This window comes from Streptomyces aureus, assembly GCF_000725495.1.
Classification (GTDB): domain Bacteria; phylum Actinomycetota; class Actinomycetes; order Streptomycetales; family Streptomycetaceae; genus Streptomyces; species Streptomyces aureus_B.
The window spans coordinates 619,585-637,104 of sequence record NZ_JNZD01000005.1; the positions used below are offsets into that span (position 1 = coordinate 619,585).

Here is a 17,520-nt window from a genome sequence, read left to right on the forward strand (position 1 = left end):
CGACGAGCCCGGCGGTCGCGGCGGCGCCGCAGACGGAGGGCAGGCGCAGGGCGACCTCGCCGGGGTGCGGGGCGAGGGCCGCGTGCATGAGCAGGTAGTACAGGCCGTGCACGGCGTCCACGGTGTGCAGCAGGTGCCAGATCTGCGGGACCGAGCGCTGCGCGACCTGGAAGGTCACCGCCTCGTCGCGCCACATGCCGCCGCGGTCGAGCCCCCACAGGCCGATCGCGAGCATGACCAGGACGGGCACGAGGACGGACAGGACGCGGGCCGGCGTCTCCGACGGCGGGGCGGCCGGCGGACGGGCCGGCGGGCCCCCGGAGACCGGGGGTCCGGTCACGGTCCGGCGAGCCGTCGACGGCCTCATCCACGCATACACCATGAGCGCAATTTTTTGCTATTAAACAACCTTTGATCGGTATTGACGCGTATTGCACGGGATGACCCATCCATGCGGCTTACGATCCGGGCTTGATGAGCGCCTTCCGGAACCACCGCCCGCCCGCCCTCGCCGCCGTCTGGCTCGCCACCCGTGCCCTCATGCTGTGGCTCCTCGCCCACGACGCCCTCGCCCCGCTCGGCCGCGGCGGGGTGTCCCGCGAGGTGCGCCTGCTGTACTTCCACTGGTACGGCGTCCTGTCGCGGGGCGCGTTCCCCGAGGGCGACCGGCTGTGGCAGTACCCGCCGGGCGCCGGCCCGGTGCTGCTGGCACCCGGACTGCTCCCGGGACTCACGTACTTCACCGCGTTCGTGGCCTGCGCGCTCGCCGCCGACGCGGCGACCGCCGCCGTCCTCGCCCGCGCGGGACTGCGGCCCGGCCGCAGCACCCGCGGCGCCTGGCTGTGGGTGCTGGGGCTGCCCCTGCTGCTGCACGTCCCGCTCGCCCGCTACGACGTGCAGGTCACCGCCCTCGCCGTCGTCTCCCTGCTGACGCTCGCCCACCGTCCGCGCGCGGGCGGCGCGTTCGCGGCGGCGGGGGCGCTGGTGAAGGTCTGGCCGGCGCTGGCGCTGATCGGCGCCCCGCGGGGCCGGACCACCCGGGAGGCGTGGACGTCGGCCGTGCTCACCGCCGCCGCGCTGCTCGCCGTCCTCACGGCCCTCTTCCGCCACCCCTTCGACTTCCTGCGCCAGCAGAGCGGCCGGGGCGTCCAGATCGAGTCCCTCGGCGGCACGGTCCTGGGCCTCGCCCGCCACGCCGGCTGGCCCGGGACCGCCCGCTACCAGTACGGCGCCATGGAGTTCGTCGGGCCGTACACCGGCCTGGTCGCGGCCTGTTCGCTCGCCCTGACGGCCGCCGCGTTCGCGCTCCTGCTGCTGTGGCGGGTGCGGGCCCGGCGCTGGACGAGCGCCACCCCGTACGACGCGGCGCTCACCGCCGTCCTGCTGTTCACCGTGACGAGCCGGGTGATCAGCCCCCAGTACATGGTGTGGCTGCTGGGCCTGGCCGCCGTCTGCCTGACCTCACGGCACACCACGCAGCGCCCCGTCGCCCTGTTGATCGTGGCGGCGACGGCGGTCAGTTCGGTGGCGTACCCGGGGATGTACGGCGAGGTGGTGCGCAGCACCTGGACGGGCTGCGCACTGATGCTCGTACGCAACGGCCTGCTGGCGACGGCGGCGGGATGGTCCTTCGTACGCCTGTGGCGGTCGGGCCGGTCCAGGGCCGTCCCGCATCACCGGGCGCCGGGCGGGCAGGAGCGCCACACACCGGATTCCCGCCCGTCTCCGAACAAGACAGTGACCGCCTCTTAACGGAGAATTACCCGCAATCCTTACGATTCCGGCCCGTGGATCACATGAACCCTCACCATGCGAAGGTCAGCGTCGTCGTCATCGGGTACGACGACGCCGCCCATGTGGCGGACGCCGTGCGCTCGGCGCTGGCGCAGGGGCCGGCCGTGGGCGAGGTGATCGCCGTGGACGACCGCTCGACGGACGGCAGCGCGGAACTCCTGGACGGCCTCGCCGCGGCGGAACCCCGTCTCCGGGTGATCCACCGCCCGGCCAACAGCGGCGGCTGCGGCAGCCCGCGCAACGACGGCATCGACGCGGCCACCGGCCGGTACCTGATGTTCCTCGACAGCGACGACGTCCTGCCGCCCGGCGCGGTGGACGCGCTGCTCGCCGCCGCCGAGGCCCACCGGGTCCAGGTCGCGTCCGGACTGTGCGTGCGCCGCGAACTGCCCTCGGGCCGCGAAGTCCCCTGGGAACGCGCGCTGTACGCCCGCCCCGCCCTGATATCCCGCCCCTCGCGCCGGCTGCGGCTGGCCCACGACACCCTGTGCGTCAACAAGCTGTACCGCACCGACTTCCTGCGCGAGCACGGCATCCGCTTCCCCGAGGGCCGCTACCCCTACGAGGACTTCGTGTTCACCGCGCGGGTGCTGGCCGCCGCCCCGCGCATCGCGCTCGTCCCGGAGACGGTCTACGTCTGGCACGTGCGGCGCGACGCCGACCGTCTGTCCATCTCGCTCGACCGCGCCGGCATCGCCAACTGGCGGGCCCGCACCGAGGCGAACCGGGCGGCGTACGAGATCCTGCTGGGCGCCGGGGAGAAGGAGCTCGCGCGGGCCGTGCACGCCAAGTTCCTCGACCACGAGCTGCGGATGTACACGCGCGAGCTGGAACTGCGCACCCCCGAGTACCGGAGCGACTGGTGGGACCTGACCCGGGTGTACCTGTCGACGTTCGAGGCGGCCGACTTCGCCCTCAACCCCGCCGCACCCGGCCGGCTCGTCGCCCGTGTGATCCTCGCCCGCCCGGCCCCCTGCGACCTGCCCCGGCTGAAGGAACTGGCGGCCCGCCCGGCCCGGCTCCTGCCGCCCTACGCCCGCGACGGCGACGGCACCCCGGTGTGGTCGCCCGACCTCCCCGACGTGACCCTGGAGCACTTCCTGGGCCGGCCCGCCCATCTGCTGCCCGCCGCCGTCGACGCGGAACTGCGCCCCCGCGCCCGCGGCACCCGGCTGCGGCTGCGCCTGCACGAGCTGTACGGGCGGATGGCCGAGGCGGGTCCCGCCTCCGTGGACGTGGAGTTCGTCCACCGGGAGCAGCGACGGGTGGGCCTGAGCGGCACGGCGGCCCTGGTGGCCGACCGTTACGGCGACTCCTGGTCCGCCGAGACCGCGGTGGAGCTGTCGGCGCTGGGCGCGGGCACCTGGGATCTGCGCCTGGTCGTGCGCTTTCGCGACGGCACGAGCCGGGAGGTGTCGGCGCACGCGCTCGGCGGGCCCGGACTGCTGCGCCGCCGCGTGGTTCCGGACGCCCACCACGGCGTTCTCCTCGTCCAGCCCTACCGGACGCACGCGGGCGCCCTGGGTCTGCGGACGGCGTCCGGTTGGCGAGGAATGACCGAAGTGGTGTCGCGCAGGCTGCGCCGCCTGCTTCACTGATGTGCGGACGCGGGGAAGCGGGGCACGGACGCGGACACCGCCGCGCGTGCCCGCCGCTCTCCCCGGCCGCAGGCACGGGGTCCGGCACGGCGGACCCACCGACGAGGGGAACGGCCGCACCATGACCTGGCTGATCACCGGCGGCGCCGGCTACATCGGGGCGCACGTCGTCCGCGCGCTGCGCGAAGCGGGCGAACGGGCGGTGGTGTACGACGACCTGTCCACCGGGAACGCGGAGCGGGTGCCACCGGACGTCCCGCTGGTGGTCGGCTCGACCCTGGACGGCGAGCTGCTGGCCCCGACGCTCGCGGAGCACTCCGTCACCGGCGTCGTCCACCTGGCGGCGAAGAAGCAGGTCGGCGAGTCCGTGGACCTGCCGCTGCTCTACTACCGGGAGAACGTGGAGGGCCTGCGCGTCCTGCTGGAGGCCGCGACCGCGGCCTCCGTGACCGCGTTCGTCTTCTCGTCCTCGGCCGCGGTCTACGGCATGCCGGACGTGGACCTGGTGACGGAGGAGACGCCGTGCGCGCCGATGAGCCCGTACGGCGAGACCAAGCTGGCGGGCGAGTGGCTGGTCCGTGCGACGGGCCGCGCGACGGGGCTGTCCACGGCCTGTCTGCGCTACTTCAACGTGGCCGGCGCCGCGGCCCCCGAGCTGGCCGACACCGGCGTCTTCAACCTCGTCCCGATGGTCTTCGAGAAGCTGACCGAGAACGCCCCGCCGCGGATCTTCGGCGACGACTACCCGACGCCGGACGGCACCTGTGTGCGCGACTACATCCACGTGGTCGACCTGGCCGAGGCGCACGTGGCCGCGGCGCGCGCCCTCACGGCCTCCCCCGGGGCCGCCCTGATCCTCAACATCGGCCGCGGCGAGGGGGTGTCGGTGCGCGAGATGATCGACCGGGTCAACGCGCTGACCGGCCACGACCGTCCCCCGGTCACCACCCCGCGCCGTCCCGGCGACCCGGCCCGCGTGGTCGCCTCCGCCGACCGCGCCGCCGACGCACTGGGCTGGAAGGCCCGTCACGACGTCGAGGACATGATCACCTCGGCCTGGGCCGGCTGGCTGCGCCGGCACCCCGGCGCGAGCCGCACCTGACCCGCCCCGCCCCGCCGAGAAGGCCGCCCTCCCGGGGGCGGCCTTTCGCGCGTCCGGTCAGAGGGCCTTCAGCGCCGCCGTCGTCGCGCGGGCCAGGCTGGCCAGGTACCCCTTGGGGACCTTGGGACCGCGGACGACCACCGCGCGCCAGTACAGCGGTCCCGACATCAGGTCCAGGGCGAGTTCGACGTCGACGCCCTCACGGATCTCGCCGCGCGCCACGGCCGACGCGACGATCCCGCTCGACACCGACTGCTGGCCCTCCTTCAGCGCCCGCTGCATGGCCTCCGCGATCTCCGGGTTGCGGGCCGCCTCCGCCTGCAGGTCCGGGATGATCTGGCCGGCCACCGGGTGCCGCAGCGCGCGCGAGGTGACCTCGTACAGCAGCCGCAGATCGCCCTCCAGGGAGCCGGTGTCCGGCGCCGGAAGGCCCTGGACCGCGATCGCCGAGACCAGGTCGAGCACGAGGTGGAGCTTGGAGCGCCAGCGCCGGTACACCGCGGTCTTGCCGACGCCCGCGCGGCGGGCGATGCCCTCGATGGACATCCGGGCGTAGCCGACGGAGGCGAGCTCCTCGAAGACGGCGGCGCGGATCGCCTCGGTGACGTCCTCGCGCAGGACGGCCGCACCGGCGGGAGCCCGGCGTCGCCTGGCCTTCCCCTCGGCGGGCGCGGGCGTGGCGGCACTCGCGGCCGTATCGGCGTTCGTCGTCATACGGACCAGCATAGGGCGTTACGACGAAACGGTTGCGTTCCGACGTCGACTGGGCCTACTCTCGCGTTACGACGATACGGTCCCGTTCCGACGCAAGAAAACGGCAAGAAACACCGTCGGAAACACCCGGGGCCGACCGCGCGCCCCCACCCCCCGAGCGAAAGCAACGGATGTGAGCCAGGTCCTCAACACACCGCCCCCGACGGCGTCACCGGCCCCCGCCGAGGACGCCGCGGCCATCGCCGCCCGGTACGGCCTCACCGTCAGCGGCGCGCGCCCGAGCCTGCCCGCGTACGTCCGCCAGCTGTGGGCGCGACGCCACTTCATCACCGCGTTCGCCACCGCCAAGCTCACGGCGCAGTACAGCCAGGCCAAGCTCGGCCAGGTGTGGCAGGTCATGACCCCGCTGCTCAACGCGGCCGTCTACTACTTCATCTTCGGTGTCCTGCTCGGCACCAAGCACGGTGTGCCGGACTACATCCCGTTCCTGGTCACCGGCGTCTTCATCTGGACCTTCACGCAGAGCTCGATCATGGCGGGCACCCGGGCGATCTCCGGCAGCCTCGGCCTGGTCCGCGCCCTGCACTTCCCGCGCGCCGCGCTGCCGGTGTCGTACGCCATCCAGCAGCTCCAGCAGCTGCTGTTCTCCATGGCCGCGCTGGTCGTCATCCTGCTCTGCTTCGGTGTCCCGCTGAGCGCCTCGTGGCTGCTCGCGGTGCCCGTGCTGGTGCTGCAGTTCACGTTCAACGCCGGCGTCGCGATGATCATGGCCCGGATGGGTGCCAAGACCCCCGACATCGCCCAGCTCATGCCGTTCATCCTGCGTACCTGGATGTACGTCTCGGGCGTCATGTGGAGCATCGACAAGGTGCTCAGCAAGAGCAGTCTGCCGCACTGGGCGATGGTCGCGCTGGAGAGCAACCCGGCGGCCGTCTACATCGACCTGATGCGCTTCTCGCTGATCGACAGCTTCCACGCGCACCAGCTGCCGCACCACGTCTGGGCACTCGCCGTGGGCTGGGCCGTGGTCGTCGGCGTCGGCGGCTTCATCTACTTCTGGAAGGCTGAGGAGACGTACGGCCGTGGCTGACATCATCGCGCAGGACACCCAGCCGCAGGGCGCCGAGAACGCCACCGCGGCGGCCCCGGCGGCCGACGCCGAGCGGATCCCGACCGTCATCGCGGACCGCGTCGACATCGTGTACCGCGTCAACGGCACCGGCGCCGGGCGCGGCAGCGCGACCGCCGCGCTCAACCGCATCCTGCGCCGCAAGCAGTCCGAGCAGGCGGCGGGGGTCCGCAAGGTCCACGCCGTCAAGTGCGTGTCCTTCACCGCCTACCGCGGCGAGGCCATCGGCCTGATCGGCACCAACGGCTCCGGCAAGTCCACCCTGCTCAAGGCGGTCGCGGGCCTGCTCCCGGTGGAGAACGGCAGGATCTACACCGACGGCCAGCCCTCGCTGCTCGGCGTGAACGCGGCGCTGATGAACGACCTCACCGGCGAGCGCAACGTCTACCTCGGCGGGCTCGCGATGGGAATGTCCCGCGAGCAGGTCAAGGAGCGCTACCAGGAGATCGTCGACTTCTCGGGCATCAACGAGAAGGGCGACTTCATCACCCTGCCGATGCGGACCTACTCCTCCGGCATGTCCGCCCGGCTGCGCTTCTCCATCGCGGCGGCCAAGGACCACGACGTCCTCATGATCGACGAGGCCCTCGCCACCGGCGACCGCTCCTTCCAGAAGCGCTCCGAGGCCCGTATCCGCGAGCTGCGCAAGACGGCGGGCACGGTGTTCCTGGTCAGCCACAACAACAAGTCGATCCGTGACACCTGCGACCGCGTGCTGTGGCTGGAGCGCGGCGAGCTGCGGATGGACGGCCCGACCGAGGACGTCCTCAAGGAGTACGAGAAGTTCACGGGCAAGTAGGCGCGGGGCGCCGGGAAGCCGCCGGGGGCGGAGCCGACATCGGCTCCGCCCCCGGCCCTTTCGTGTCCCGCGCCGGACCGCGCCGGACCGTGCCGGACCCCCTGCCGGATCCTGCCGGACCGTGGCCGGATCAGCGCTCCAGGAACGCGAACAGGTCCTCCCACCGGCGGACGACCTCGTCCGTCGTGAAGCGCCGGACGTTCGCGCGCGCCGCGTCGCCCATGGCGTCCCGCAGCGCCTTGTCGGACATCAGCGTGTCCAGCCGCCGGGCCAGTTCACCGGTGTTGCCGAGGGTGGCCAGCAGACCGTCCTCGCCGTCCCGGACGATCTCGTGGACGCCGGGCGCGCAGTCGAAGGCGGCGCACGGCAGGCCGGTGGCCATGGCTTCCATGAGGGCGAGCGGGAACCCCTCGCCGCGCGAGGAGAGCACGAAGACCGAGCCGCCGCGCAGCGCGCCGGGCACGTCGCTCGTCCGCCCCATCCAGTCGACCGAGTCGTCGAGTCCGAGAGCGGTGCACTGCTTCCTGAGGATCTCCTCGTCCTCGCCCGAGCCGTAGATCCGCAGCCGCCAGTCCGGGTGCAGCGGGGCGACCTCGGACCAGGCGTCGAGCAGCATGTCGATGCCCTTCTGGTCGGTCAGCCGGCCGACGCTCACCACCGCGTTCTCGATGCGCGGCGAGGGCACCTCGGGCACGAACGGGAGGGGGTTGGGCATGTAGGAGGCGTTGTCCATCCCCTGCCTGATCCACAGGTCGGCGTCCTCGCGGGTGAGCGCGAGCATCCGGTCGACGTCCTTGTAGTGCTTGCGGACGCGCCGGAAGCGCGAGGTCTTGCGGGAGTACTCGAACGACTCGTGGCTCATGCCGATGACGGTCAGCCCGGTGGTGTCGGCGAGCTCCACCCATTCCATCGCCCACACCTGGGTGACGATCACGACCGCGCCGGGGCGCGCGGCCCGGAACAGCGCGGTCAGCTCGGCGGCCTTCTCCCGCATCCCGGCGGCCCGTTCGGCGCGCAGCCTCCGCTCGGCGACGTCGAGCCGCCCCCTGAGTCCGCGGGCCGGTCCGACCCGGGGCGGGTGGACGTCGTACAGGGTCGTGGTGGGGTAAGGGAGTTCGCCCAGTTCCTGGGGGACTGCCGGTTCGGTGATGCCGACGACGTGCACGCGGTGCCCGCGCCCGGTGAACAGCCGGGCCATCTGGTGCGACCAGCTGGTCACCCCGCCCAGTTCGTCGACGCTGTTGGAGACGAAGAAGACGTCCCGCTGCGGGCCGGTCATCCGCGCCTCCACTGTCCGAAGAACTGGTCGACGACGCTCCGGGCCGCCGTCCCCCTGTCGTACTCGCCGAAGTCGGCGAGGAACTGTTCGCGCCGGGGCGCGTACTTGACGCTCTGCTCCTCCAGCGAGCCCAGCACGGTGTGCAGTTCGTCCTCGGTCCGCACCACGGGTCCGGGCGCGCGCTCCAGCAGGTCGAAGTACGTTCCGCGGTCCTCGTGCACGTACGCGTCGTAGTCGTACGCGAAGAAGAACATGGGGCGGTCAAGGAGGGCGTAGTCGAACATCACGGACGAGTAGTCGGTGATCAGCCCGTCGGCGAGGGCGAGCAGCGGGGTCATGTCGTGGTACGAGGTGACGTCCAGGACCCGGCCGCGCACGGAGGGCGGGAGCACGACGTGGTTCAGGTAGTGGGAGCGGACCAGCAGGACGTAGCGGTCGCCGAAGGTGTCGGCGAAGCGCTCGACGTCGAAGGGCAGCTCGAAGCGCTTCTGCCCGTTGCCGCGGCTGCGGAAGGTCGGGGCGTACAGCAGGATCTGCCGGTCCTCGGGGATGCCCAGCTCGGCGGCCAGCGGGCCGCGCTCGCGCCTCCCGTCGCCCTCCTCGCTCCACCTCGCCCGTACGAGCGCGTCGTTGCGCGGGTAGCCGACCCGCAGCAGGGTCCGCTCCTGGAGCCGGAACGCCCGCGCGAGGGTGTGCACGTCGTGCTCGGAGCGGATCAGGAAGCGGTCGAAGCGGTCGAGCGTCCGCTGCTGTTCCGCCTGCTCCTCGCGGGACTTGAGCTTCCACTCGGCCTCGTCGAAGCCCATCCGCTTGAGCGCGGAGCCGTGCCAGGTCTGGATGTACGTCGTCTCCGGGCGCTTGGTCAGCTTCAGCGGGTAGCTCTGGTTGTCGACCCAGAACTCGGCCTGCGCGAGCGCCCTGAGGTAGGGCAGCGACCAGCGGCGTACGAGGGTGGCGTCGTCCGGGAAGCCGGCCGGGCCGTCGGCGTACGCCCAGACCGGCTCGAACTCCAGTCCCTGGCGGCGCATCTCCTCGTAGATCGCCCGGGGGCTGTCGCTGTACTGGCGGCCCAGGTGGCTCTCGAAGACGACGAGCCCCTTGCGGACGGGCAGCCGGCTGAACACCTCGTGGTAGAGGCGGATCTTGGTGTCGCCCGAGGTGAGGTCCTTGCGCAGCGAACGGGCCCTGCGGTAGCCGGACTTGGCGAGGGTCGCGGCCCGGCCGTGAACCCCGCGCAGCACGAGGACGTTCGCCTTCTTGTCGGGCACGAGCCGGAAGGACAGGTGCCCGCGCGAGGAGACCACCGGTTCGATCCGGTCGGCGACCAGCCTGCTGAGCCGGGGCCGGACGGGCAGCCGGCCCTCGGCCAGGCCGGGTTCGGCGGCGGTGAGCCGCGTGGTGGTGCGGACGCCGTCGACGTCGAGGTGGAGCCGTACGTCCCACACCGCGTCCACGATGCCCAGCGGGCGTACGGCCGCGAGGTCGGCCGAGCCCTCCCAGGCGATGGCCTCGCCCGCGTGCCACAGGGTGGCCACCGGGAAGCGGAAGGTCTGGAAGCGCACTCCGGGCCGGCGGGCGTAGAACTCCAGCTCTCCGGCGAGCCGGGCGCCGGGCGGGATCACCCCGAGCGGGTTGGTGACGCGCCCGGCCAGCCGGACGGTCGTGCCGCTGCTCTCGTACGAGGTCAGCGCGTTGCGCAGGAACATCCGGTCGACGGCCTTGATGTGGTGGCCGAGGCCGGTGACGTCCAGCACGTGCCGCCCGAAGGGGTCGTCGAGGTGCTCGGCGCACCAGTACACGCGGCCGTCTCGCTCCACCAGCGGCGAGGAGATCTTGTCGCGGTTGGTGAGGGTGTCGACGGCGGGCAGCAGGTTGTCCCAGTCGGCCACCTGGAGGAGGTAGGCGCAGATGGCGTGGATGGGTTCGGTCTCGTCGAAGGCGGCGCGGTCGATCGACTCCAGGTACCGCCGGGCGATCGCCGCGAACTCCTCGCGGTAGGCGGCGTCGCGGAAGGGCAGTTCGCGCAGGTGCAGCACGAGGTCGTGCTTGAGGAACTTGACGTCCTTGGCGAACTTCAGGTCCAGCAGCCCCCGGTCCGCGAGGAGCCGGTCGACGCGGCGGTGGATCTCCATGCGGTGGGTGAAGTTGGCGATCTCGTCACGCCGGTTGCTGATGGACTTCGCCTCGGCCTTGTCGGCGACCCGCCAGTCGTACACCCGGTTGGGGATGAGGGTGATGCTGCGGGCGGTGGCGTACGCCTGGGCGGAGAAGAGCAGGTCCTCGTAGTGGATGCCGACCGGGAAGCGCAGGTCCTCGTCGAGCAGGAACTGCCTGCGGTAGCACTTGTTGGTCGACAGGGTGTCGAAGACCAGCAGGTCGGGCAGCTCGGAGACCGACTCCAGGGTCCTGGTGCGCTCGTACAGCCAGGGGTACCACTTGACCTCCTTGCGGGCGCGCGCGTCGACGTGCACGCGCACGCACAGGCCCGAGACCAGGTCCGCTCCGGTGGTCTCGGCGGCCTCCAGGAAGTTCCGGCAGGCGTTGCGCTCCAGGACGTCGTCGCTGTCGAGGAAGACGACGTACGTGCCGCGGGCCTCGGTGATGCCGCGGTTGCGCGGAGCACCGCAGCCCCCGCTGTTCTCCGGCAGCCGGCAGGCGCGGACCCGGCCGGGGTGCGCCGCGGCGAGTCTCCGCGCCACCTCGTACGAGCCGTCGGTGCTGCGGTCGTCGACGACGACCACCTCGACGTCGCGCAGGGTCTGGTCCAGGACGGAGCGCACGGCGGTGGGCAGCCGGGCGGCGTCGTTGTAGACGATGACGACCACGGAGACGGCGGGCCGGCCGGCCTCCCCGGCCCCTTCGGTCCCGGCCGGGGAGGCGGCCGGCTCTGTCTCCTGCTCGGCGTGCGCACGAGGTTGATCCACATTCATCCTATTAATCGTAGACACTGCGATCCGGTTTGGGTCGCTATCGGACGTTCTTCGCGTGTTGGAAGACCCAGGTCCGGTACACCACGAAGCGGAAAGCCGAGGCCAGGACGATCGACAGCGCCTTGGCGAGGTTCGAGCCGAGCGGCCCGCTCATCCCCAGCCCGTGGTAGCCGATGTAGAACAGGACGCTCTCCATCACGACGCCCAGTCCGCTGAATGCGAAGAAGAGGGCGATCTGGCGCGGGGTGCGCGAGGCCCGGTCCCGGTAGGCGAAGTACCGGAAGCCGAGGTAGTTGGTCCCCATGGCGACACAGCTGGCGGCCACCGTGGCGACCATCGGGGCCCACTTCAGGCCGTGCAGCGCGAGGTTGAAGAACAGGATGTTGACGGCGACGCCGCTGCCGCCGACGACGCAGAAACGGGCCACCTCCAGCGCGAACCGCCCGGCCCGGCGGCCCTTCGGCGCCTTGGGGGTTCTCTGGGGGCCGATGACGGGAGGCGTCGCCATGGGGGCCCGCCTTTCGGTGAGGTGCACTGCCACGGGTCCGGAACCTCCACGCGTCTGTCCGTCGATAGAGCCGCCGGTCGGGCCGTCGGCGGAGCCAACCTTAAGCTAAATGTCCTATTTACCAGGTATAGGTAAATTACGAGCCGGAGTTTCGCGTGAGGCGGGAAAGAAAGATCGGCCCCGAAAGGGTGCGTCCGTTGCCGCCCGTTCGTCCGTCCGTCCGGACGGCGGGCGGGAACGGCGAGCGTGCGGGAACGGAAAACGGGGGCGCCCCGGGCCGTGATGGCCCGGGGCGCCCCCGTCCGCGTACCGCCCGGGCCAGGAACAGCCCGGGAAGCGCTGGGTGGACTACCGCTAGGAGTGCGTGCGCAGCAGGGTGCGCATCGTCCGCATCGCCACCGACAGGTTGGCGAGATCGAACGAGTCCGATCCCTGGATCTCGTCCAGGGTGGTACGGGCCCGTCCGAGGAGAGCGGTGTTCCTCTCCTTCCACTCCTCGAAGCGCTGCTCGGGCGTGGAGGCTCCGTCGCCCACCGCCAGGACCTCGGCGGTGAGCGCCGCGTGGGCCGCGTACAGGTCCTCACGGATCGAGGCGCGGGCCATGGACTGCCAGCGGTCGTCACGCGGCAGCTCGATGATGCGGTCCATGAGCTGCGTGATGCCGAGACGGTCGGCGAGGTCGTAGTAGACCTCGGCGACGGCCATCGGGTCCCGGCCCATGCGGTCGGCCACCGAGACGATGTCCAGCGCCGGGAAGGCGGAGGAGAACCCGGCCACGCGGGCGGCGAGTTCGTCCGGCACGCCGGCCTCGGACAGCTCGTCGTAGATCTGCTGGTACCACTCGAGGTCCGCGCCGCGGACCAGCTTGGGCAGCTCCGACCACACCTGCTCGACACCGTCGGTGAAGAAGCTGATCGTCTCGGCGAGCTGGAGCGGCTGCGGCCGGTTGTTGAGCAGCCAGCGGGTGCCGCGCTCGACGAGACGGCGCGAGTGCAGCCGGATCCGGGTCTGCACGTCGGCGGCGACGGTGTTGTCGAGCGCCTCCACCGCGTCCCACACCGCGCTGGAGTTGAAGATCGCGCGGGCCGCGGTCTGCGCCCGGACGATCTCCTCCAGCGAGGCGCCCGTCTCCTCGCGCAGACGGTGCAGGAAGCTCGTACCACCCGTGTTGACCGTGTCGTTGACCAGGACGGTCGTCACGATCTCCCGGCTCAGCGCGTGTCCCTCGATCTGCTCGCGGAACTGGTCGCGCAGCGCCGTCGGGAAGTAGGCGAGGAGCAGGCTGTGCAGGTACGGGTCGTCGGGCAGCGAGGTCGCGAGCAGCTCGACGGAGACCGTGATCTTCGTGTACGCGAGCAGGACCGCCGTCTCCGGACCGGTCAGACCCTGAGAGGAGTTGAGCCGCTCACGGATCTGCCGCTCGCTGGGCAGGAACTCCAGGGCCCGGTCCAGGTGCCCCTCGCGGACCAGGTGGCGCAGGAAGCGCTGCTGGGCGTGGAGCATGCTCGGGGACTGGGCCAGCGCGTTGGCGATCGCCACGTTCTGCGCGTAGTTGTTGCGCAGGACCAGGGCGCCGACCTCGTCGGTCATCTCGGCGAGCAGCTTGTTGCGCTGCTTGACGGTCAGATCGCCGTTGGCCACCACGGCGTTGAGCAGGATCTTGATGTTCACCTCGTGGTCGGAGGTGTCCACGCCCGCGCTGTTGTCGATGGCGTCCGTGTTGATCTTGCCGCCGTGCTGGGCGAACTCGATCCGGCCGAGCTGGGTCAGGCCGAGGTTGCCGCCCTCGCCGACGACCTTGACGCGCAGTTCGGCGCCGTCCACGCGAATCGCGTCGTTGGCCTTGTCGCCCACCTCGGCGTTCGACTCGGCGGACGACTTCACGTACGTGCCGATGCCGCCGTTCCACAGCAGGTCGACGGGCGCCTGGAGGATGGCCCGCATGAGGTCGGCCGGCGTCATCTTCGCGACGTTCGCGTCGATGCCGAGGGCCTCGCGGATGTGCGCGTTGACCGGGATGGCCTTGGCGCTGCGCGGGAAGACGCCGCCACCGGCCGAGATCAGCTCGGTGTCGTAGTCGGCCCACGAGGAGCGCGGCAGCTCGAACAGCCGGCGGCGCTCGGCGTACGAGGTGGCCGCGTCCGGGTTCGGGTCGATGAAGATGTGCCGGTGGTCGAACGCGGCGACCAGGCGGATGTGCTCGGAGAGCAGCATGCCGTTGCCGAACACGTCGCCGGACATGTCGCCGACGCCGACCACGGTGAAGTCCTGCGTCTGGGTGTTGACGCCCAGCTCCCGGAAGTGCCGCTTCACGGACTCCCAGGCACCGCGGGCGGTGATGCCCATCTTCTTGTGGTCGTATCCGGCGGAGCCGCCGGAGGCGAACGCGTCGCCGAGCCAGAAGTCGTAGGACTGGGCGACCTCGTTGGCGATGTCCGAGAACGTCGCCGTGCCCTTGTCGGCCGCGACGACGAGGTAGGTGTCGTCCTCGTCGTGCCGGACGACATCGGCGGGCGGGACGATCTCGCCGGCCACCATGTTGTCGGTGATGTCGAGCAGCGCGGAGATGAAGGTGCGGTAGCTGCGGATGCCCTCGGCCAGCCACGCGTCACGGTCCGTCGACGGGTCGGGCAGCTGCTTGGCGACGAAGCCGCCCTTGGCGCCGACCGGCACGATGACGGTGTTCTTCACCATCTGCGCCTTGACCAGGCCGAGGATCTCCGTGCGGAAGTCCTCGCGCCGGTCGGACCAGCGCAGACCGCCGCGCGCGACCTTGCCGAAGCGCAGGTGCACGCCCTCGACGCGCGGCGAGTACACCCAGATCTCGAACGCCGGGCGCGGCGCCGGGAGGTCCGGGATGGCCGTCGGGTCGAACTTCATGGAGACGTACTCGTGCGGCTTGCCGTCGGCCGCGCTCTGGAAGAAGTTCGTCCGCAGGGTCGCCTTGATCAGGTGGAGGAAGGACCGCAGGATCCGGTCCTCGTCCAGCGAGGCGACCTGGTCGAGCGCCGCCTCCAGCTCCTCCAGGAGCGCGTCGGTCAGCTCGACGCCGGCCCGCTGGCGCTCCGGCGACATCCGCGCCTCGAACAGCGAGACGAGCAGCCGGGTGGTGTGGACGTTGTTGCGGAGGGTGTCCTCCATGTAGTCCTGGCTGAAGGTGGAGCCGGCCTGGCGCAGGTACTTCGCGTAGGCGCGCAGCACCATCGACTGGCGCCAGGTGAGCCCGGCGCTCAGCACGAGGGCGTTGAAGCCGTCGTTCTCGGCCTGTCCGGTCCAGGTGGCGGCGAAGGCCTCCTGGAACCGCTCGCGGCCGTCGTCGCCGAGGTAGTCGCCGTTGCCGTTGAGGGACTTGGGCAGGCGCAGCCCGAAGTCGTAGATCCACGCCGTCGTACGGTCCGAGCAGCGCAGCTCGTAGGGACGCTCGTCGGTGACCTCGACGCCCATGCGGTTCAGGGCGGGCAGGACCGCGGAGAGCGAGACCTGCTCACCGGTGCGGTAGATCTTGAACCGGCGCTCGCCGGGGGCGGCGCCCACCGGCTCGTACAGGCTGAGCGCGAAGTCCTTACGGGGCTCCTGGCCGAGTGCCTGGAGGTGGACCAGGTCGGCGACGGCGGAGCGCGGGGAGTGGTCGGCCTTGTAGCCCTCGGGGAAGGCGTTGCCGTAGCGGCGCAGCAGCTCGGCGGCGCGCTCCTCGCCGCATTCGGCGGTCAGTGCCTCGGCGAAGCCGTCGGCCCAGGAACGGGCGGCCTCGACGAGCCGCGCCTCGATGCGCTCCTTGTCGGAGTCGGACAGCTGTGGCAGCTCGGTGCCGGGCTCGACCCGGACCACGAAGTGCAGCCGGGACAGGATCGACTCGGTGTTCCAGGCCGTGAAGTCGACGCTGGTGCCGTTGAGCTCTTCCTTGAGGATGTCGATGATCCGCAGCCGGACACCGGTGGTGTAGCGGTCGCGCGGGAGGTAGACGAGGGCCGAGTAGTAGCGCCCGTACTCGTCCTGGCGCAGGTAGAGCCGCAGCCGACGGCGCTCCTGGAGGTACAGGACGGAGGTGACGATCGCCCGGAGCTCGTCGGCGGGGGTCTGGAACAGCTCGTCGCGCGGGTACGTCTCCAGGATCTGGAGCAGGTCGCGGCCGTCGTGGCTGTTGGGCGAGAACCCGGCGCCGCGCAGGACCTCCTCGACCTTGCGGCGGACGACGGGCACCCGGCGCACGGACTCGGTGTAGGCGGCCGAGGAGAACAGGCCGAGGAAGCGGCGCTCCCCGACGACCTCGCCGTTCTCGTCGAACTTCTTGACCCCGACGTAGTCCAGGTACGACGGCCGGTGCACGGTGGCGCGGCTGTTCGCCTTGGTGAGGATCAGCAGCTTGTGCTCACGGGCCTTGGCCCGGGCGTCGGCGGGAAGCCGCTCGAAGGACGGGCTGACCGGGTGGCTGTCCTCGCCGTGCTGCGGGTCCGAGCGCAGGATGCCGAGCCCGGTGCCGGGGACGGCGGCCAGCGAGTCGTCGTCGCGCAGCTGGTACTCGCGGTAGCCGAGGAAGGTGAAGTGGTCGCCGGAGAGCCAGCGCAGCAGCTCACGGGCCTCCTCGACCTCCTGGTCGCGCAGGTCGTCGGCGGTCGGCTCCGTGGGGAGCTCCTCCGCGATCCGCAGCGCCGCGTCGCGCATCTTCTCCCAGTCCTCGACGGCCTCACGGACGTCGGACAGGACGCGCAGCAGATCGGCGGTGATCTGCTTCAGGTCGGCGCGGTCGGTCTCGCGGTCGATCTCGACGTGGATCCACGACTCGACGTGGGCGTCGTGCGGCAGGTCCTCGGCGGAGGGCCGCGTGGGCAGCACCTCGATGAGCTTGCCGGTGAGGTCGCGCCGGACGACGAACTGCGGGTGGATGACGACGTGGATGCCGCGGCCCTGGCGCGACAGCTCGTTGGTCACCGAGTCGACGAGGAAGGGCATGTCGTCCGTGACGACCTCGACGACGGAGTGGCTGCAGGTCCAGCCGTTCTCCTCGACGGTCGGCGTGTGCACCCGCACGTTCGCCGTGCCCTGAGGCCGCATCTCGGCCAGTCTGTAGTGGGAGAAGGCCGCTCCGAAGACGTCGACCGGGTCGCGGTCGGTGAGGTCCTCCGGGGCCGTGTGCAGGTAGTAGCGCTGGAGGAACGCGAGCACGGTGTCCCGGTCGGGGGTGCCCTCGCCCGTCGTCCCAGTCGGTAGGTGCCCCCCGACCGGGCTGTTCTCAGCTACCCGGGCGGCCCTCTCGAGCAGCTCGGCCTTGGCTTCGTCCAGCTTGGTCTGCATTGTCCTCTGGCTCCTGTCGCGCGCCGTTGCGTGACGTTGAAGGAAATACGGTCTCGTCGCTTCCGACGCAACGCCGCGACGCGGGGTGTCCGGTCTGGTTCGACGCTATGCCGCAAGGGGAGAAGGGTGGGGTGGTATCGGCCAATTGGGCCCGGTCCGGAGACGGTGACGCCGCACGCGGCGCCGTCCGTTGTCCGGGTGCCGCCGACGTACGGTTCGCGTTGCCGTGGGCGCTCGCCGCGTTTCCGCTCGCGCACACGGCCGTCGTCGTGATCCCGTCCCGCCCGTGAAGATCAGCGATCGGCGCCCGGTCACGGATGTCGTCCGTGCGCTCCGGGCGCGGGGCAGGGGCGACGATGCCCCCGCGAGATATCG

The 17,520-nt window shown here is 71.4% G+C and carries 10 protein-coding genes; 5 read left to right on the forward strand and 5 right to left on the reverse strand.

Going from position 1 to position 17,520, the window contains the following annotated elements; genetic code table 11:
- Positions 1-474 precede the first annotated feature (474 nt).
- From IO36_RS12625 to galE, 3 genes are all read left to right on the forward strand, one after another.
- Positions 475-1,752, forward strand: coding sequence for a glycosyltransferase 87 family protein (locus IO36_RS12625; protein WP_037619311.1), 1,278 nt, complete (start codon positions 475-477; stop codon positions 1,750-1,752).
- A gap of 44 nt (positions 1,753-1,796) precedes the next feature.
- Positions 1,797-3,392, forward strand: a complete 1,596-nt coding sequence (locus IO36_RS12630) for a glycosyltransferase family 2 protein (RefSeq protein ID WP_037619312.1) — start codon at positions 1,797-1,799, stop codon at positions 3,390-3,392.
- Between the two features lie 121 nt (positions 3,393-3,513).
- Entirely contained in the window at positions 3,514-4,494 is a 981-nt protein-coding gene (gene galE / locus IO36_RS12635) for a UDP-glucose 4-epimerase GalE (protein WP_037619535.1), read from the forward strand.
- Positions 4,495-4,551: 57 nt separating this feature from the next.
- On the opposite strand, the gene IO36_RS12640 is transcribed toward galE, so the two are convergent.
- Complete coding sequence (locus IO36_RS12640; protein WP_063764849.1) at positions 4,552-5,220, reverse strand: TetR/AcrR family transcriptional regulator; 669 nt, start codon at positions 5,218-5,220, stop codon at positions 4,552-4,554.
- A 160-nt stretch (positions 5,221-5,380) separates the two neighbouring features.
- On the opposite strand from IO36_RS12640, the gene IO36_RS12645 reads away from it, so the two are divergent.
- Together IO36_RS12645 and IO36_RS12650 are read left to right on the forward strand one after the other, a co-directional pair.
- Positions 5,381-6,298, forward strand: coding sequence for an ABC transporter permease (locus tag IO36_RS12645; protein ID WP_037619313.1), 918 nt, complete (start codon positions 5,381-5,383; stop codon positions 6,296-6,298).
- Positions 6,299-6,374: 76 nt separating this feature from the next.
- A complete protein-coding gene (locus IO36_RS12650) occupies positions 6,375-7,136 on the forward strand; it encodes an ABC transporter ATP-binding protein (RefSeq protein WP_051900358.1) in 762 nt (253 codons plus the stop codon).
- Between the two features lie 130 nt (positions 7,137-7,266).
- On the opposite strand, the gene IO36_RS12655 is transcribed toward IO36_RS12650, so the two are convergent.
- The 4 genes from IO36_RS12655 to IO36_RS12670 all read right to left on the reverse strand — a co-directional run bounded on the left by IO36_RS12655 (position 7,267) and on the right by IO36_RS12670 (position 17,145).
- Complete coding sequence (locus IO36_RS12655) at positions 7,267-8,415, reverse strand: glycosyltransferase (RefSeq protein ID WP_037619539.1); 1,149 nt, start codon at positions 8,413-8,415, stop codon at positions 7,267-7,269.
- Entirely contained in the window at positions 8,412-11,345 is a 2,934-nt protein-coding gene (locus IO36_RS12660; RefSeq protein ID WP_078943134.1) for a bifunctional glycosyltransferase/CDP-glycerol:glycerophosphate glycerophosphotransferase, read from the reverse strand. Before IO36_RS12660 ends, IO36_RS12655 begins: the two co-directional genes overlap by 4 nt.
- 37 nt (positions 11,346-11,382) lie before the next feature.
- Positions 11,383-11,853, reverse strand: a complete 471-nt coding sequence (locus IO36_RS12665; protein WP_078943135.1) for a GtrA family protein — start codon at positions 11,851-11,853, stop codon at positions 11,383-11,385.
- A 354-nt stretch (positions 11,854-12,207) separates the two neighbouring features.
- Entirely contained in the window at positions 12,208-17,145 is a 4,938-nt protein-coding gene (locus tag IO36_RS12670) for an NAD-glutamate dehydrogenase (RefSeq protein WP_037619317.1), read from the reverse strand.
- Positions 17,146-17,520: the final 375 nt, after the last annotated feature.